The sequence below is a fragment of the Streptomyces sp. NPDC031497 genome (genome assembly GCF_055580905.1).
Genome location: NZ_JBVIKO010000032.1, coordinates 17,991 through 33,207 on the forward strand (window position 1 = coordinate 17,991; position 15,217 = coordinate 33,207).

The following is a 15,217-nucleotide window of genomic DNA, read 5'->3' on the forward strand; positions in this document are numbered from 1 at the left end:
CCGCAGGGTAGGGGGACGATACGGGCAGATACCCCGGGGTCGTGGACTGGTTCCCGTTCGCCCTCGGACAACCCGTAGAGTGACGCGCACGTACGGCGGACGACCCCGGCCGCCTGACCCGCGCCGGGATGCGGATCCGCGTGTGCGGGTATGCGTGCCCGGGGGCGGACGTCTGTCGCGCCGGGGGGCACGCCGGCCCGTACGGGGAGTTGGCCCGGGCACGAGGAAACGGGGGGCGTATGAGCACGGAAGCGCGGCACGCCCCGATCCCGCGACGCCCTTCGCCCGATCCCGCGCGCAGCGCCGACGGCGGTGGCGACGGGGCGGCCGGCCAGGATGCGGAGCCGGGTACCGCCGACGCGAGCGGCCGGACCGGCGGCCCGGGGTTCTTCGACCGGCCGAACCGAGTGAACTGGTCGCACGGGTCCGACGTATCCAGTGGTAGGGCCGACACCACCGGGCAGGACCAGCTGCCGGGACGGCCCGGCGTGCAGCAGAGTCGTGAGGACCGGACGAGTCGGGGCGGTGCGGTGGCGCAGGGCGAGCAGGGTGCGGGGGACAGGGCGGGCGCCCGCCCGGTGTCTGCCGAACGCATCACACGCCCCCGCTATCCCGACCTCCGCCCCCCGCAGAGCCCGCCCACCGCGCCCCCACCCCCCGCCTCGGCCCGCTTCCCGGACACCCCACCCACCACCTCCGCCGCACAGCCCGGCCGGTCCACGCCAGCCGCCCCGCCCGCCGCACAGACCGCCCGGTCCGCGCCGCCCGTTTCCCCCGACCGGGAGGGTGGCGGCGTCACACCGTCCGGGGCTTCCGGGCGGGAGAGCGGCCGGAGTGTGCCGCCGGAGTTTTCGGGTCCGGGGGTCCGCCGCAGCGAATCGCCGGTGCCGCCCGGCGAGGATCGCCGGAACGAACGGCCGGTGTCTCCCGGAAGGGAGGCCGGTCGCGGTGCGCAGTCCCGGCCGCCGTACGGGCCCGGGCTGTCGGACCGGCGTCCGGAGTCCGCTTCGGAGTCGACCGCCTCGCTTCGTCCGGTCCGTGCCGCGGAGGAACCGGAGGCGTCCTCGGACGGACCCCCCGGTGCCGCCGAGCCGGCCCGAGGTTCCTCCGGCGTGCCCGGTGCCAGGCGGCCCGAGCGGTCGCGCGGTGACTTCCCGGCCCCCTTCGGTGCGCCGGAGTCGGGGACCGCCTGGAGCCCGCACATGCGGACGTTCCCGATGCCGACGGCCCCGCCGCGCCCCGCGACGCCTCCGCAGACGACCCCGCCGCCGCCCCGTCCGGCGAAGCCCCCCAAGCCGACCACCCCGCCGCTCCCGCCCCGGCCCACGGCACCCCCGGACCCCGGCGTCGCCCCGCCGTCCCGTGACACCGCCGCCTCGCCGCACGGCCCCGGCCCGTTGCCGGACCCGGCGATGTCCTGGACCGCCACCCCGGGAACTCCCGGCAGCAACCGGCCCGTTGTCACGTTCGGCGAGCCCGAGGGGTACGACGAGCGGGGCTGGGGGCGGTCGTTGGTCAGTCGGGTGGCGCCCCGTACCGCCGCTGCCGCCGCCTGCATGGTGCTCGGCCTGGGCCTCATCGGCGGTGCGGTGACCGGAAGCTGGATCGTCGACGACGACGGTGACGTGGCCGTGGCGACCAGCTTCAGCGCGGCCGCCGGCCTGTGGCACAACGTGCCCGTCGACGAACTCTTCCCGCCCACCGTGCTGGGCACCGGCGCCGGCCCCGGCGGAGCCGACCGCACCTGGACCCGGATCGCCGTCGCCCCCGCCACCGGCTGTGCCGACGCCTTCGACCCGCTGCTGCGCAAGGCGCTCGCCCCCGTCGGCTGCCAGCGCCTGATCCGCGCCACCTACACCGACGCCACCCAGAGCTATGTGACGACCGTGGGGCTGCTGTTCACCAAGGCCGACCCGGCCGGGATGACCGCCCTCGCCAAGCGGTTCAAGGACGAGCACCTGGACCGCCGTACCGACCTGATGCCCCTCCCGTACGCCGCGAAGGGCACCGCCGCCGAGCGGTTCGGCCGGCACCAGCGCGCCTCCTGGACGATCTCCGTGCTCACCGACGCCCCGGTCGTCGCCTACGCCGTCTCCGGCTGGGCCGACGGCCGCAGCGTCGACACCCCGCAGTCCGCCGCCGACGCGGAGGCCTCCGGCGCCACCACGGCCGCGGCCCAGGCCGGCCTCGGCAACGAGGCCCAGGGCCTGGCCGACCGCATCGAACGGCGACTGCGGCAGACCACCGCAGACTCGGCAACGGAGAAGCCCTCATGAAGCGCCGCGCAACCGGGGCCGCGGTGAGCCTGCTGCTCGCCGGCTCGCTTGCCCTCCTGCCGTCCACGACCGCCTACGCGGACAGCATCCGCGCCCAGCAGTGGGGCCTGTCCGCCCTGCACCTCGACGAGGCGTGGGGGACCACCAAGGGCAAGGGCGTCACCGTCGCCGTCCTGGACACCGGTGTCGAGGCCGACCACCCCGACCTGGTCGGCAACGTCCTCACCGCCAAGGACATGATCGGCTTCGGCGCCAGGCCCGGCGAGCGCACCTGGGCCCGGCACGGCACCGCCATGGCCGGCATCATCGCCGGTCACGGCCACGGGATCGGCGACGGCGAGGGCGTGATGGGGGTCGCCCCGGAAGCCAAGATCCTGCCCGTCCGGGTCATCCTCGAAGACGGCGACAGCGCCCGCGGCAAGGCCCGCTCCAGCCGTGGCAACGCCCTCGCGGAGGGCATCCGCTGGGCCGCCGACCACGGCGCCGATGTCATCAACCTCTCCCTCGGCGACGACTCCGACTCCGCGCACCCCGAGCCCAGCGAGGACGAGGCCATCCAGTACGCCCTGAAGAAGGACGTCGTGGTCGTCGCCTCGGCCGGCAACGGCGGCGACAAGGGCGACCACATCTCCTACCCGGCCGCCTATCCGGGCGTCATCGCCGCCACCGCGGTGGACAAGTTCGGCACCCGCGCCGCCTTCTCCACCCGCCGCTGGTACGCCACGGTCAGCGCACCCGGCGTCGACATCGTCATCGCCGACCCGGACCACAAGTACTACGAGGGGTGGGGCACCAGCGCCGCCTCCGCCTTCGTGTCGGGCGCCGTCGCCCTGATCAAGGCCGCCCATCCCGGCCTCACCCCGGCCCAGGTCAAGAAGCTCCTGGAGGACACGGCCCGCGACGCCCCGTCCGGCGGCCGTGACGACTCCCGGGGCTTCGGCATGATCGACCCGGCGGCGGCGATCAAGGACGCGGCCAAGCTGAAGACACAGAGCCTGACCTCGGCGTCGTACGGCAAGAAGTACTTCGGCCCGGGCCCGGACACGGAGAAGGCGACAACCAGCGCGACGGACTGGGCGGCCCCACTGGCGGGCGGCGCGGGCGGCGTACTGCTGGTGGCAGCGGGAGTCCTGTGGCGCAACCGCCGCCGGTCTCTCTGAACAGCCCCTGCTTTGGAGACGCCCTGACGGCAGGCGCCCCCTTCAGGGACGCGGGGAACTGCGCGACCAGCCCCCACCGGTCCCGCACCCGCCCGCGAACCGTTGCACCCTCCCCCTACTGCGAAGCCGAAGCAGACGCGGACGAATCGACGGCCGTGAAGGAACGCACCGCCGCCTTCGCCGCCCCCTCCACCAGCGAGATCCCCTTCGCCTGGCTCACCGTCCCGTTGGACAGCACCGCGACCAGATAGTCGGTCCCGCCCACCGTCACCCGCCCGATGCTGTTGACATCCCACAGCCCGGTCGAACTCCGCGCCAGCCACCCGTTCTTCAGCGCGAACTCCGAACCGTCGGCGGCGGCCGAAACCCCCCACCGCTGGTCGGACTCGATCGTCTTCATCAGGCCCTGGAGATACGACCGCGAGGCCTCGCTCAGTTTCGAGTCGTCCCCGAACACCTGCTGGAGCAGGGTGAGCTGGTCCGCCGCCGTGGTCTGGGTCAGCCCCCACAGCGCTCCGTCGCCGCCCTCGGTGTCCGTCAGCCCGAAGCGCTTGTTCGCCGCGTCCAGACCCGCCGCCTTGCCGATGACGTCCCACAGCTCCGACGCCGACGTGTTGTCGCTGTTCTCGATCATCTTCGTGGCGTACGCCTTCTCCGTCGCCGTCAGATGCCGTCCCGCGTCCTGCGCCTGGAGCAGCAGCGTCGCCAGGATGTCGACCTTGACGATGCTCGCGGTGTCGAACGCGGTGTCGCCGTAGACCGCGCTGTCCCCGGAGTCCAGGTCGAGGACGGCCGCCGACACCTTCGCCCCGGACGGCACGGTCACCGCCCCCATCGCCGTGCTCAGCAGCGCGTCCCGGTCCACGGCCGGCTCCGTCACGGGTTCCACCGATGCCTCCCCGCTCGCCGAGGCCGATGAAGAGGAAGAAGAGGAAGAAGAGGAAGGGGAAGAGGGCGTCGGCGAACCAGCCGAGGATACGGCGCCGCCGTCGCGGGCGTGCGCCTTCACGTACACGGTTCCCGCCGCGGTGACGCCGAGGACGGCGACCGTGGCGAGGGAGACGTAGAGAAGAGCCCGGCGCCGGGGCCGGGCACGGCGGCGGGCCCGCCGGGATCCTGGGGTGGCTCTGGGGGACTCCATGCCCGCGATGCTCGGGGCGTGGACTGTGCGATCCGTTTGCTGGACGTTAGAAGCAGATCAGGGATATCTGAGAATCCCGTGAAAGCCGTGTCGATCCGGTTTCGGGGGCCGCACAACCGCAGCAGCATCCCCCCGATAGGGTCGGGGACCGTGGCGAACAAGAACATTCCCGACTCCGGCTACTCCGCCGACGACGGCTCCGCCGACCCCCGGCTGGCCGCCGCGCTGGCCGCCTGGGCCGAGGACCGCACGGCGGTGGGACCCGTCCTGGCGGCACTGAAGGGCGCCCGGCTGCTCGTCCCGGTGGTGGCCGTCCTCGGCGAGGTGGAGGAGGACGGGAACGGGCTGCGCCGCGAGAAGACCAGCGACATGGCCGTGCCCACCCTGAAGGCCGGTCACCGCACCGCCCTGCCCGCCTTCACCTCCACCGAGTCGCTGGCCCGCTGGGACCCGGCGGCGCGGCCCGTCGCCGTCCCCCTGCATCAGGCGCTCCAGGCCGCCGCGCACGAGAAGGCGGACACGGTGGTGCTGGACCTGTCGGGGCCGGTGCCGTTCGAACTGACCGGGCCGGCGCTGCTCGCGCTCGCGGAGGGGCGGACCACGGTCGATCCGCTGGCCGACCCGGCCGTGATCGAGGCCGTCCGTACGGTGGTGGCCGCCGAGCCCGCCGTGCGCCGTGCCCACCTCGGGCCGGGCCGGGCCGACGGCACCCTCGCCCTGGTCCTCGACCCGGCCGCACCGCCCGCCGAGACCGCCCAGGCGGTCGCCGGGCGGCTCGCCGCCGACGAGACACTGCGGGCCCGCCTGGTACGCGGCCTGGACCTGGCGCTGCTGCCGGCCGGGGCCGTGCCGCCGGGCGAGCCCTTGTACGAGCGGAACTGACCGCTAGCCGTAGACCGGGCCGGTGTACTTCTCGCCGGGGCCCTGGCCCGGCTCGTCGGGGACGATCGAGGCCTCGCGGAAGGCCAGCTGGAGCGACTTCAGGCCGTCCCGCAGCGGGGCCGCGTGGAAGGAGCTGATCTCGGTCGCGGACGCGTCGAGCAGCCCGGCGAGGGCGGTGACCAGCTTGCGGGCCTCGTCCAGGTCCTTGTACTTGTCGCCCTCCTCGGTGAGGCCGAGCTTCACGGCCGCGGCGCTCATCAGGTTGACGGCGACCGTCACGATCACCTCGACCGCGGGGACCTCGGCGATGTCGCGGGTCATCTCGTCGAAGTCGGGCTGGCCGGCGTCACCGGTGCCGGGAAGGGGCGTTTCACTCATGACGCACACGATAGGCGCAGCGGGCCCGGGTCTCCGACCTGGCCCCACGACGCCCCAATTGGTCCTCTCTCGGCTTTGCTGCTAACCTTGTGTGACGACCGGCCGAACAGGTATGCCTCACGGCTCACCGACCCGGCCCACAAGTGGAGGCTTCGAACTCCCACCTGACCGCCCTGCCGGGCGGCGGGTCACCGGTCAGACGGTCGCTTCGCCGCTATGGCGACGGCGTTCCGTCCGATAGTGCGCCCCGCGATCCCCGCGGCGGTGCTCCGGTAGTTCGAGGAGCCCTGCCTGTGATCGTCCGGGGCATTTTTTGTGCTTCGGTGCGGTTAGGTCTTACGAGAAGAGACGTTACGCGGCTGTCCGCCAGACGTCGCGTGGTGCTACCGAGGAGGATCCATCAGCACCGAGCCCCGCATCAACGACCGGATTCGCGTTCCCGAGGTGCGACTTGTCGGTCCCAGTGGCGAGCAGGTGGGCATCGTCCCCCTGGCCAAGGCACTGGAGCTTGCGCAGGAGTACGACCTCGACCTGGTCGAGGTGGCGGCGAGCGCACGCCCGCCGGTCTGCAAGCTCATGGACTACGGCAAGTTCAAGTACGAGTCGGCCATGAAGGCCCGTGAGGCGCGCAAGAACCAGGCGCACACGGTCATCAAGGAAATGAAGCTCCGGCCGAAGATCGACCCGCACGACTATGACACCAAGAAGGGTCACGTCGTACGGTTCCTCAAGCAGGGCGACAAGGTCAAGATCACGATCATGTTCCGTGGTCGCGAGCAGTCCCGGCCCGAGCTGGGCTACCGACTGCTGCAGCGTCTCGCGGAGGACGTCCAGGACCTCGGTTTCGTCGAGTCGAACCCGAAGCAGGACGGCCGGAACATGATCATGGTTCTCGGTCCGCACAAGAAGAAGACCGAGGCGATGGCCGAGGCCCGGCAGGCGCAGGAAGCCCGCAAGGCCGAAGCGAAGGCCAACCCCGGCAAGTCGCAGAACGCCGCCGAGCTGGATGCCGACGCCGAGGTCGAGGCCGAGGCCGAGGCGCCCGCCGAGGAGCCTGCCGAGGCGTGATCCCGGGGCAACCGCCCCAGGTCAGCACCCAGGGGCGACAGCCTCAGGATGTAAACCGATACAAGAGCGACGTTCCACTGTGCCCGGTTTCGCGACCGGGCACCGGAGCGCCATCGACGAGGAGATAACGGCGCTATGCCGAAGAACAAGACGCACAGCGGTGCCAGCAAGCGCTTCAAGGTGACCGGCTCCGGCAAGGTCCTGCGTGAGCGCGCCGGCAAGCGCCACCTGCTCGAGCACAAGTCGTCCCGCGTGACGCGCCGCCTCACCGGCACCGCCGAGATGGCCCCCGGCGACACCGCGAAGATCAAGAAGCTTCTCGGCAAGTGACGCGCGGGCGCCGGCCGGCGCCCTGAAGTCAGATCCGGGACCCAGTCGTTTCCGGGCCGCGTGAGTCCAACCGCGGCCCCGCTACAAGGAGTTAACAAGTGGCACGCGTCAAGCGGGCAGTCAACGCCCACAAGAAGCGCCGGGCGATCCTCGAGGCGGCCTCCGGCTACCGCGGTCAGCGTTCGCGCCTGTACCGCAAGGCCAAGGAGCAGGTCACCCACTCGCTGGTCTACAACTACAACGACCGCAAGAAGCGCAAGGGCGACTTCCGTCAGCTGTGGATCCAGCGCATCAACGCCGCTGCCCGCGCCAACGGCATCACGTACAACCGCTTCATCCAGGGTCTGAAGGCCGCGAACGTCGAGGTCGACCGCAAGATCCTGGCCGAGCTGGCGGTCAACGACGCCGGCGCGTTCGCCGCGCTCGTCGAGGTCGCGCAGAAGGCGCTGCCGGCGGACGTCAACGCGCCGAAGGCCGCGTGACGCTGGCGCTGGCCCTGGCCGACGTGACTTGAGGACCCGCAGGCTTTAGGGCTTGCGGGTCCTGTTGTTGAGGTTCCACGGCCGCGGGCCGGTGGGGGCTGGTCGCGCAGTTCCCCGCGCCCCTACAGGGGCGCCTTTCGTCGCGTTACCTTGAAAGTGATCCACACATGCCCAGCCCCGAGCTGATCTCTCCCCGTTCCGCACGTGTCGCCGCTGCCCGGCGGCTTGAGAAGCGGAACTTCCGGGGGAAGGACCGGCTGTTTCTCGCCGAGGGGCCGCAGGCCGTGCGGGAGGCGGCTGGGCATCGGACCGGCGGAACGGCGACGCTCGTCGAGCTGTTCGCGACCGTCGAGGCCGCGGAGCGGTACGCCGACATCGTCGGGGCGGCCCGTGACGTCGGCGCCCGGATCCACCTCGCCTCCGAAGAGGTCATCGCCGACATCTCCACCACCGTCACCCCGCAGGGGCTGGTCGGTGTCTGCCGGTTCCTGGACACCCCGTTCGAGGACATCCTCGCCGCCCGCCCCCAGCTCGTCGCCGTCCTCGCCAACGTCCGCGACCCCGGCAACGCCGGGACCGTGCTGCGGTGCGCCGACGCCGCCGGTGCCGAGGCCGTCGTACTGACCGACGCCTCCGTCGACCTGTACAACCCCAAGGCGGTGCGCGCCTCCGTCGGGTCGCACTTCCATCTGCCCGTCGCCGTCGGCGTGCCCGTCGAGGAGGCGGTCGCCGGGCTGAAGGGCGTCGGCGTACGGATCCTCGCCGCCGACGGCGCCGGGACCGACGACCTCGACGACGAGCTCGACAAGGGCACCATGGGCGGGCCCACCGCCTGGGTCTTCGGCAACGAGGCCTGGGGGCTCCCGGAGGAGACCCGCGCGCTGGCGGACGCGGTCGTGCGCGTTCCGATCCACGGGAAAGCCGAAAGCCTGAACCTCGCCACCGCCGCCGCCGTATGTCTCTACGCAACGGCCCGTGCACAGCGCGCCTCCGGAGGGTGCCGTTCCGTCACCGAGAGCTAGTAGGGTGACCAGCTCGGGGGCCTCCTGCGCCGTCTGAGAGGTGGAGTACGGGGATGAGTGTCGGCACCAGCAACGCGCCGGGCGGCCGCGGCACCGGACGCGTACCCGCACCCCGGCACGGCGACCTCACCGGGCTCGGCATCGACCCCGACGAGCTGCCCGACGGCCTGGTGGTCGCCGACGAGCACGGCATCGTCGTCTGCTTCAACGCCGCCGCCGCCCGGATCACCGCCACCGCCCCCGCCGACGCCCTCGGACAGCGCCTGGAGAAGGCACTGCCCTTAGAGGACCTGGAGGGCAGGCGCTGGTGGCAGCTCACCGATCCCTACGGCGGCCTCGCCATCCGGTTCGGCCAGCCGGAGCGGAACCTTTTGCTGCCCGGCGGCCGGGAGGTGCTGGTCTCCGCCACCTACGTACGTGCCGAACCGACCGGGCCCGTCCGCCGGGTCGTCGTGTCGCTGCGGGACACCGAGGCCCGGCGCCGTACCGAACGCAGTCACGCCGAACTGATCGCCACCGTCGCCCACGAGCTGCGCTCGCCGCTGACCTCCGTCAAGGGGTTCACCGCCACCCTGCTCGCCAAATGGGAACGGTTCACCGACGACCAGAAACGGCTGATGCTGGAGACGGTCGACGCGGACGCCGACCGGGTCACCCGGCTCATCGCCGAGCTGCTGGACATCTCCAGGATCGACAGCGGACGCCTCGAACTGCGCCGGCAGCCCGTCGACATAGGAGCGGCCGTCGGACGGCACATCCAGGCGTACGTCGCCGCCGGGCAGCCCGCCGACCGCTTCCTGCTCCGCATCGAGCAGCCACTGCCCGCGCTGTGGGCCGACCCCGACAAGGTCGACCAGGTCCTCAGCAACCTCATCGAAAATGCCGTGCGGCACGGCGAGGGAACCGTCACCATTGACGTCACGCCCTCGGCGTCCCCCCGCGAAGGGGAGGACCTCGACAACACGGCCACGTCGGTCACCGTGAGCGACGAGGGACCAGGCATCCCGGAGGAGTCCATGAACCGCGTCTTCACCCGCTTCTGGCGGGGCAGCAAGCGCGGCGGCACCGGCCTCGGGCTGTACATCGTCAAGGGCATCGTCGAGGCCCACGGCGGCACCATCACCGTCGGACGCGCCGCGAGCGGCGGCGCCGAGTTCCGATTTACGTTGCCCGTGAGCGCACCGGCGTATCTCGCCTGAGATCACAGACACTGTCCGTGATCACGGAGACCGCCTGAGCCGCCCGCGGGCGCTTCGCATTCCGCCACCCCGTTAGACTCGGCCTTTGGCACCTTTGTGTCCTTCACACGGCCCACTCACGGTCTCGGGGACCACCGCCAGCCAATCGGGAAGCACGGGAAGAGATGTCGGCACCCAATAAGTCGTACGACCCTGTCGAGGTCGAGGCGTTGAAACCGGAAGAGATCGAGCGCATGCGGGACGAGGCGCTCGCCGCCTTCGCCGCCGCGGACTCGCTCGACGCGCTCCAGGAGGCCAAGGTCGCCCACACCGGGGGCACCTCCCCGCTGGCGCTCGCCAACCGCGAGATCGGCGCCCTGCCCCCGCACGCCAAGGCCGCCGCCGGAAAGCTGGTCGGCCAGGCCCGCGGCGCCGTGAACAAGGCCCTCGCCGGCCGCCAGGAGGAACTGGAGGCCGAGCGTGACGCCCGGGTGCTGGTCGAGGAGGCGGTGGACGTCACACTGCCCTACGACCGGGTCCCGGTCGGTGCCCGGCACCCGCTGACCACGTTCTCGGAGCGCATCGAGGACATCTTCGTGGCCATGGGCTACGAGGTCGCCGAGGGCCCGCAGGTCGAGGCCGAGTGGTTCAACTTCGACGCCCTCAACATCGGCCCGGACCACCCGGCCCGCGGCGAGGCGGACACCTTCTTCGTGCAGGGCCCCGAGGGCGGCACCGAGTCCGGTGCCGTGCTGCGCACCCACACCTCGCCGGTCCAGATCCGCTCCCTGCTCGACCGCGAGCTGCCGGTCTACGTGATCTGTCCGGGCCGCGTCTACCGCACCGACGAGCTGGACGCCACCCACACCCCGGTCTTCCACCAGGTCGAGCTGCTCGCCGTCGACGAGGGCCTGACCATGGCCGACCTCAAGGGCACCCTGGACCACATGGTCCAGTCGCTGTTCGGCGAGGGCATGGAGACCCGGCTGCGGCCGAACTTCTTCCCCTTCACCGAGCCCAGCGCCGAGATGGACATGCTGTGCTACGTCTGCAAGGGCGAGTCCGTCGGCAACCCCGACCGGCCCTGCCGTACCTGCTCCTCCGAGGGCTGGATCGAACTGGGCGGCTGCGGCATGGTCAACCCGCGGGTGCTCATCGCCTGCGGCGTGGACCCGGAGAAGTACAGCGGCTTCGCCTTCGGGTTCGGCATCGAGCGGATGCTGATGTTCCGCCACAACGTCGAGGACATGCGAGACATGGTCGAGGGTGACGTCCGGTTCACCCGGCCGTTCGGGATGGAGATCTGATGCGGGTCCCGCTTTCCTGGCTGCGGGAGTACGTCGACCTGCCGGCCACCGAGACCGGCCGCGACGTGCAGGCCAAGCTGATTTCGGCCGGTCTGGAGGTCGAGACCGTCGAGCAACTCGGCGACGGCCTCAAGGGCCCCCTGGTCGTCGGCCGGGTGCTGACCATCGAGGAGCTGGAGGGCTTCAAGAAGCCGATCCGCTTCTGCACCGTCGACGTCGGCACCGCCAACGGCACCGGTGAGCCCCAGGAGATCGTCTGCGGCGCCCGCAACTTCTCCGTCGGCGACAAGGTCGTCGTCGTCCTGCCGGGGGCCGTGCTCCCCGGCGGCTTCGCGATCGCCGCCCGCCAGACGTACGGCAAGACCTCCCACGGCATGATCTGCTCCAGCGACGAGCTGGGCATGGGCTCCGACGGCACCCACGGCATCATCGTGCTGCCGCCGGAGACCGAGGTCGGCAAGGACGCCATCGAGCTCCTCGAACTGGTCGACGAGGTCCTGGACATCGCCGTCACCGCCAACCGCGGCGACTGCCTGTCCCTGCGCGGCGTGGCCCGCGAGACCGCCATCGCCTACGGCCTGCCGCTGCGCGACCCGGCGCTGATCGACGTGCCGGGACCGAACGCCTTCGGCTACCCGGTCCAGGTCTCCGACCCGCTCGGCTGCGACCGCTTCACCGCGCGCACCGTCACCGGGCTGAGCCCCGAGGCCCGCTCCCCGATCTGGCTCCAGCGCCGCCTGCAGAAGGTCGGCATGCGCCCGATCTCCCTTGCGGTCGACGTCACCAACTACGTGATGATGGAGCTCGGCCAGCCGCTGCACGCCTACGACCGCTCCCTGGTCCAGGGCACCATCGGGGTCCGCCGCGCGGCCGAGGGCGAGAAGATCGTCACCCTCGACGGCGTCGAGCGGAAGCTGCACGCCGAGGACCTGGTGATCACCGACGACCGCGGCCCGATCGGCCTCGCGGGCGTCATGGGCGGCGCCAACACCGAGATCGCCGACCACGAGGACATCGAGAACGCCACCTCCGACGTGGTCATCGAGGCGGCCCACTTCGACGCCGTCGCCATCGCGCGCACCGCCCGCCGTCACAAGCTGTCCTCCGAGGCCTCCCGCCGCTTCGAGCGCGGGGTCGACCCGCAGGCCGCGGCCGCCGCCGCGCAGCGCACCGTCGACCTGCTGGTGCTGCTCGCCGGCGGCACCGCCGAGGCCGGCGTCACCGAGGTCATCGCGCCGTCCGCGCCGCACACCATCTCCGTCGCGGCGAACCACCCCGACACCGTCGCGGGTGTCGAGTACGGACGGGAGACCGTCGTCCGCCGCCTCCAGGAGGTCGGCTGCGACGTCTACGGGCAGGACGAGCTGATCGTCACCGTCCCGTCCTGGCGGCCCGACCTCCTCGAACAGAACGACCTGGCCGAAGAGGTCATCCGCCTGGAGGGCTACGAGAACCTGCCCTCCACGCTGCCCAAGCCGCCGGCCGGCCGCGGTCTGACCTACCGGCAGCGGCTGCACCGCCGGGTGGGCCGGGCACTGGCCGGCGCCGGTTATGTCGAGGCGCCGAACTACCCGTTCGTCAGCGAGCAGGTCTTCGACCAGCTGGGCCTGGCCGCCGACGACCCGGCCCGCCGTGCCGTCCGGCTGACCAACCCGCTCAACGACGAGGAGCCCGTGCTGCGCACCTCGCTGCTGCCGGGTCTGCTCGGTGCGCTGCGGCGCAACGACGGTCGGGGCGCCCACGACCTGGCGCTGTTCGAGACCGGCCTGGTCTTCCTCCCGCGCGAGGAGCAGGGCGTCGCAGGTCATCCGCCGGTCGACCGCCGCCCGACCGACGAGGAACTCGCCGCGCTGAACGCCGTGCTGCCCGAGCAGCCCCGGCACGTGGCCGTCGTCCTCGCGGGCGCCCGCGAGCAGGCCGGCTGGTGGGGCAAGGGCCGTCCGGCCGACTGGGCCGACGCCGTCGAGGCGGCGCGCGCGGTCGCCCGTGAGGCCGGCGCCGAGCTGATCGTGCGCTCCGGACAGTACGGGCCGTGGCACCCCGGCCGGTGCGCCGAGCTGGTGGTCGTCGCCGACGGCACCGAACAGGTCGTGGGCCACGCCGGTGAGCTGCACCCGCGGGTGCTCAAGGCGCTGGGGCTGCCCGCGCGCACCTGCGCGACGGAGCTGAACCTGGACGCACTGGAGCAGGCCGGCGACGGTGTGCCGCAGGCGCCGAGCATCTCGACGTTCCCGGTGGCCACGCAGGATGTCGCCCTCGTGGTGGACAAGCCGGTACCGGCCGCCGAGGTCGAGGCCGCGCTGCGCGACGGCGCGGGTGAACTCCTCGAAGGCATCCGGCTGTTCGACGTGTATGTCAACGACGAGCAGCTCGGCGACGGGAAGAAGTCGCTGGCGTACGCGCTGCGGTTCCGGGCCGGTGACCGGACGCTGACCGTGGACGAGGCGTCGGCCGCGCGGGACGCGGCGGTTGCCCTCGCGGGTGAGCGTACGGGAGCGGTGCTTCGGGGTTAGGCGCCGTGGGGACTGCGCGTTTCGGCCGGGTGCGAGTTGCGTCGTGGCTGATAGCGCAGTTCCCCGCGCCCCTTCGGGGGCGCCTGCCACCTGCATAAATGCGGGTGTCCTGTGGTTAGTCACTCATTTGGGTGAGATCCAACCCGGACATGGCCCTTTCGGGGCATGTCGTCGACAGAATCGGACCGGCCTTTCGGGGTCGGTCCGTCTGTTCTGTCAGGGCCTACTTGGGGGCCATCGGCATGATCCGCATCAAGGCTGGGGTTCCCCACAGAAGGCGGCCCCGGACCAGCTCTCGGCGCTCGCGCTGTGCGCTCACCCTGGGGTTGCCCACGGCGTGGGGGGCCGTCGCGGTCTCGTACAAATTCGGATGCCCGCTGGCCGAGCAGAACGGGCTCGGCGCGCGCATCGTCACCAGCGCCGTGTTCTTCGCGGTCGGCACCGGGCTGATACTCCATGTCCGGCGGGCCCTGCTCCAGGAGCTACGGCAGGCCCGCAAGGTCGCCGGCGCCGCGCAGAGCGTACTGCTGCGGCCACTGCCGCCCCGTCTCGCCGGGCTGAACGTCGCCGCCGCCCAGCTCTCCGCCGACCGGGGTGCGGCCATCGGCGGCGACCTGTACGAGGCCGTCGCCACCGAGCACGGCGTGCGGGTCGTGATGGGCGACGTACGCGGCCACGGACTGGCCGCCATCGGCACCGTCGCCGCCGTCCTCGGCAGCTTCCGCGAGGCCGCCCACGACGAGCCCGAACTGGGCCATGTCCTCGGCCGGCTGGACCGCGCCCTGGCCCGGCACCTACGAGAACGAGCCAGGGCGGAACACCCCGCCAGCGGCCTGGACCCGGACAACCCGGTCGCCGAGGAGTTCGTCACCCTGCTGCTCCTGGAGATCGCCGGGGACGGTGACGTACGGGCGATCAACTGCGGCCACCCGTGGCCGTATGTTCTGCGCGATGTGCGGGTGCAGCCACTGTCGTGCGCCGATCCACTACCACCCCTCGGTCCGTTCGCCCTACCGACGGACCTCACCCCCACCGACTGCGGCCCTCTGCACCTCGGCGAGTCCCTGGTGCTGTACACGGACGGCGCGGAAGACGCACGAGACGCGGGGGGTCACTTCTTCTCCCTGGCGGCGACGCTGGCGAAAGCGGTACGAGCGCACCCGGTCTCTCCCCAGGGCATCCTGAAGACGGTGTTCACCGCTCTCCTCCACCACACCAACGGCCGTCCCACCGACGACATCGCCCTCCTGGTACTTCGCAACGAACGCGCCCACCAACGCGCCCCTTTGGGGGCGCGGGGAACTGCGCGGCCAGCCCCCATTCACCCGCAGTCGACAACGCACCGCTGACCCACGAACCGTCGGCCAAGCCAACGGCCAGGCCACCGCACTGTACGAGGGGGGAGCCGGCGGCCCGGCCGGCCTCTTGCGAGGCAGTTAAGTCAACCGACCCGACACGCTCCGCAACAGCGCGCGCACGC

The 15,217-nt window shown here is 72.0% G+C and carries 13 protein-coding genes; 11 read left to right on the forward strand and 2 right to left on the reverse strand.

The genetic code is table 11. The annotated features are described in order from the left end of the window. Nucleotides 1–1,202: 1,202 nt before the first annotated feature. Together ACZ5K7_RS41595 and mycP are read left to right on the forward strand one after the other, a co-directional pair. Nucleotides 1,203–2,276 (forward strand): hypothetical protein, encoded by a 1,074-nt coding sequence (locus tag ACZ5K7_RS41595; RefSeq protein WP_468922477.1) that lies wholly within the window; start codon nucleotides 1,203–1,205, stop codon nucleotides 2,274–2,276. After that, nucleotides 2,273–3,436 carry a type VII secretion-associated serine protease mycosin gene (gene mycP / locus ACZ5K7_RS41600; RefSeq protein ID WP_351700423.1) on the forward strand — a complete coding sequence of 388 codons (1,164 nt, stop codon included), beginning with the start codon at nucleotides 2,273–2,275 and terminating at the stop codon, nucleotides 3,434–3,436. Before ACZ5K7_RS41595 ends, mycP begins: the two co-directional genes overlap by 4 nt. 115 nt (nucleotides 3,437–3,551) lie before the next feature. Here mycP and ACZ5K7_RS41605 read toward each other — a convergent pair whose 3' ends face one another. Next, nucleotides 3,552–4,577: a serine hydrolase gene (locus ACZ5K7_RS41605; RefSeq protein WP_468922480.1), complete on the reverse strand. Its 1,026-nt coding sequence runs from the start codon at nucleotides 4,575–4,577 to the stop codon at nucleotides 3,552–3,554. A gap of 150 nt (nucleotides 4,578–4,727) precedes the next feature. Between ACZ5K7_RS41605 and ACZ5K7_RS41610 the strand changes: the two genes are divergently transcribed. Next, entirely contained in the window at nucleotides 4,728–5,459 is a 732-nt protein-coding gene (locus tag ACZ5K7_RS41610) for an SseB family protein (RefSeq protein WP_351700430.1), read from the forward strand. A 3-nt stretch (nucleotides 5,460–5,462) separates the two neighbouring features. On the opposite strand, the gene ACZ5K7_RS41615 is transcribed toward ACZ5K7_RS41610, so the two are convergent. Further along, on the reverse strand, nucleotides 5,463–5,837 hold the full coding sequence (locus ACZ5K7_RS41615) for a DUF1844 domain-containing protein (RefSeq protein ID WP_351700433.1): 375 nt from the start codon (nucleotides 5,835–5,837) through the stop codon (nucleotides 5,463–5,465). A 399-nt stretch (nucleotides 5,838–6,236) separates the two neighbouring features. Between ACZ5K7_RS41615 and infC the strand changes: the two genes are divergently transcribed. The 8 genes from infC (at nucleotide 6,237) to ACZ5K7_RS41655 (ending at nucleotide 15,086) form a co-directional block, all read left to right on the forward strand. Continuing rightward, nucleotides 6,237–6,905 (forward strand): translation initiation factor IF-3, encoded by a 669-nt coding sequence (gene infC, locus ACZ5K7_RS41620; protein WP_351700687.1) that lies wholly within the window; start codon nucleotides 6,237–6,239, stop codon nucleotides 6,903–6,905. Between the two features lie 135 nt (nucleotides 6,906–7,040). Next, entirely contained in the window at nucleotides 7,041–7,235 is a 195-nt protein-coding gene (gene rpmI / locus ACZ5K7_RS41625; protein ID WP_351320349.1) for a 50S ribosomal protein L35, read from the forward strand. Between the two features lie 98 nt (nucleotides 7,236–7,333). Continuing rightward, on the forward strand, nucleotides 7,334–7,717 hold the full coding sequence (rplT, locus tag ACZ5K7_RS41630) for a 50S ribosomal protein L20 (protein ID WP_018549117.1): 384 nt from the start codon (nucleotides 7,334–7,336) through the stop codon (nucleotides 7,715–7,717). Between the two features lie 167 nt (nucleotides 7,718–7,884). Next, complete coding sequence (locus ACZ5K7_RS41635; protein WP_351700437.1) at nucleotides 7,885–8,739, forward strand: TrmH family RNA methyltransferase; 855 nt, start codon at nucleotides 7,885–7,887, stop codon at nucleotides 8,737–8,739. 53 nt (nucleotides 8,740–8,792) lie between these two features. Next, entirely contained in the window at nucleotides 8,793–9,938 is a 1,146-nt protein-coding gene (locus ACZ5K7_RS41640) for a sensor histidine kinase (RefSeq protein ID WP_351700440.1), read from the forward strand. Between the two features lie 164 nt (nucleotides 9,939–10,102). Then, nucleotides 10,103–11,224: a phenylalanine--tRNA ligase subunit alpha gene (gene pheS, locus ACZ5K7_RS41645; RefSeq protein WP_468922488.1), complete on the forward strand. Its 1,122-nt coding sequence runs from the start codon at nucleotides 10,103–10,105 to the stop codon at nucleotides 11,222–11,224. Further along, entirely contained in the window at nucleotides 11,224–13,737 is a 2,514-nt protein-coding gene (gene pheT / locus ACZ5K7_RS41650) for a phenylalanine--tRNA ligase subunit beta (RefSeq protein WP_468922491.1), read from the forward strand. Before pheS ends, pheT begins: the two co-directional genes overlap by 1 nt. A gap of 242 nt (nucleotides 13,738–13,979) precedes the next feature. After that, entirely contained in the window at nucleotides 13,980–15,086 is a 1,107-nt protein-coding gene (locus ACZ5K7_RS41655) for a PP2C family protein-serine/threonine phosphatase (protein ID WP_468922494.1), read from the forward strand. Nucleotides 15,087–15,217 lie beyond the last annotated feature (131 nt).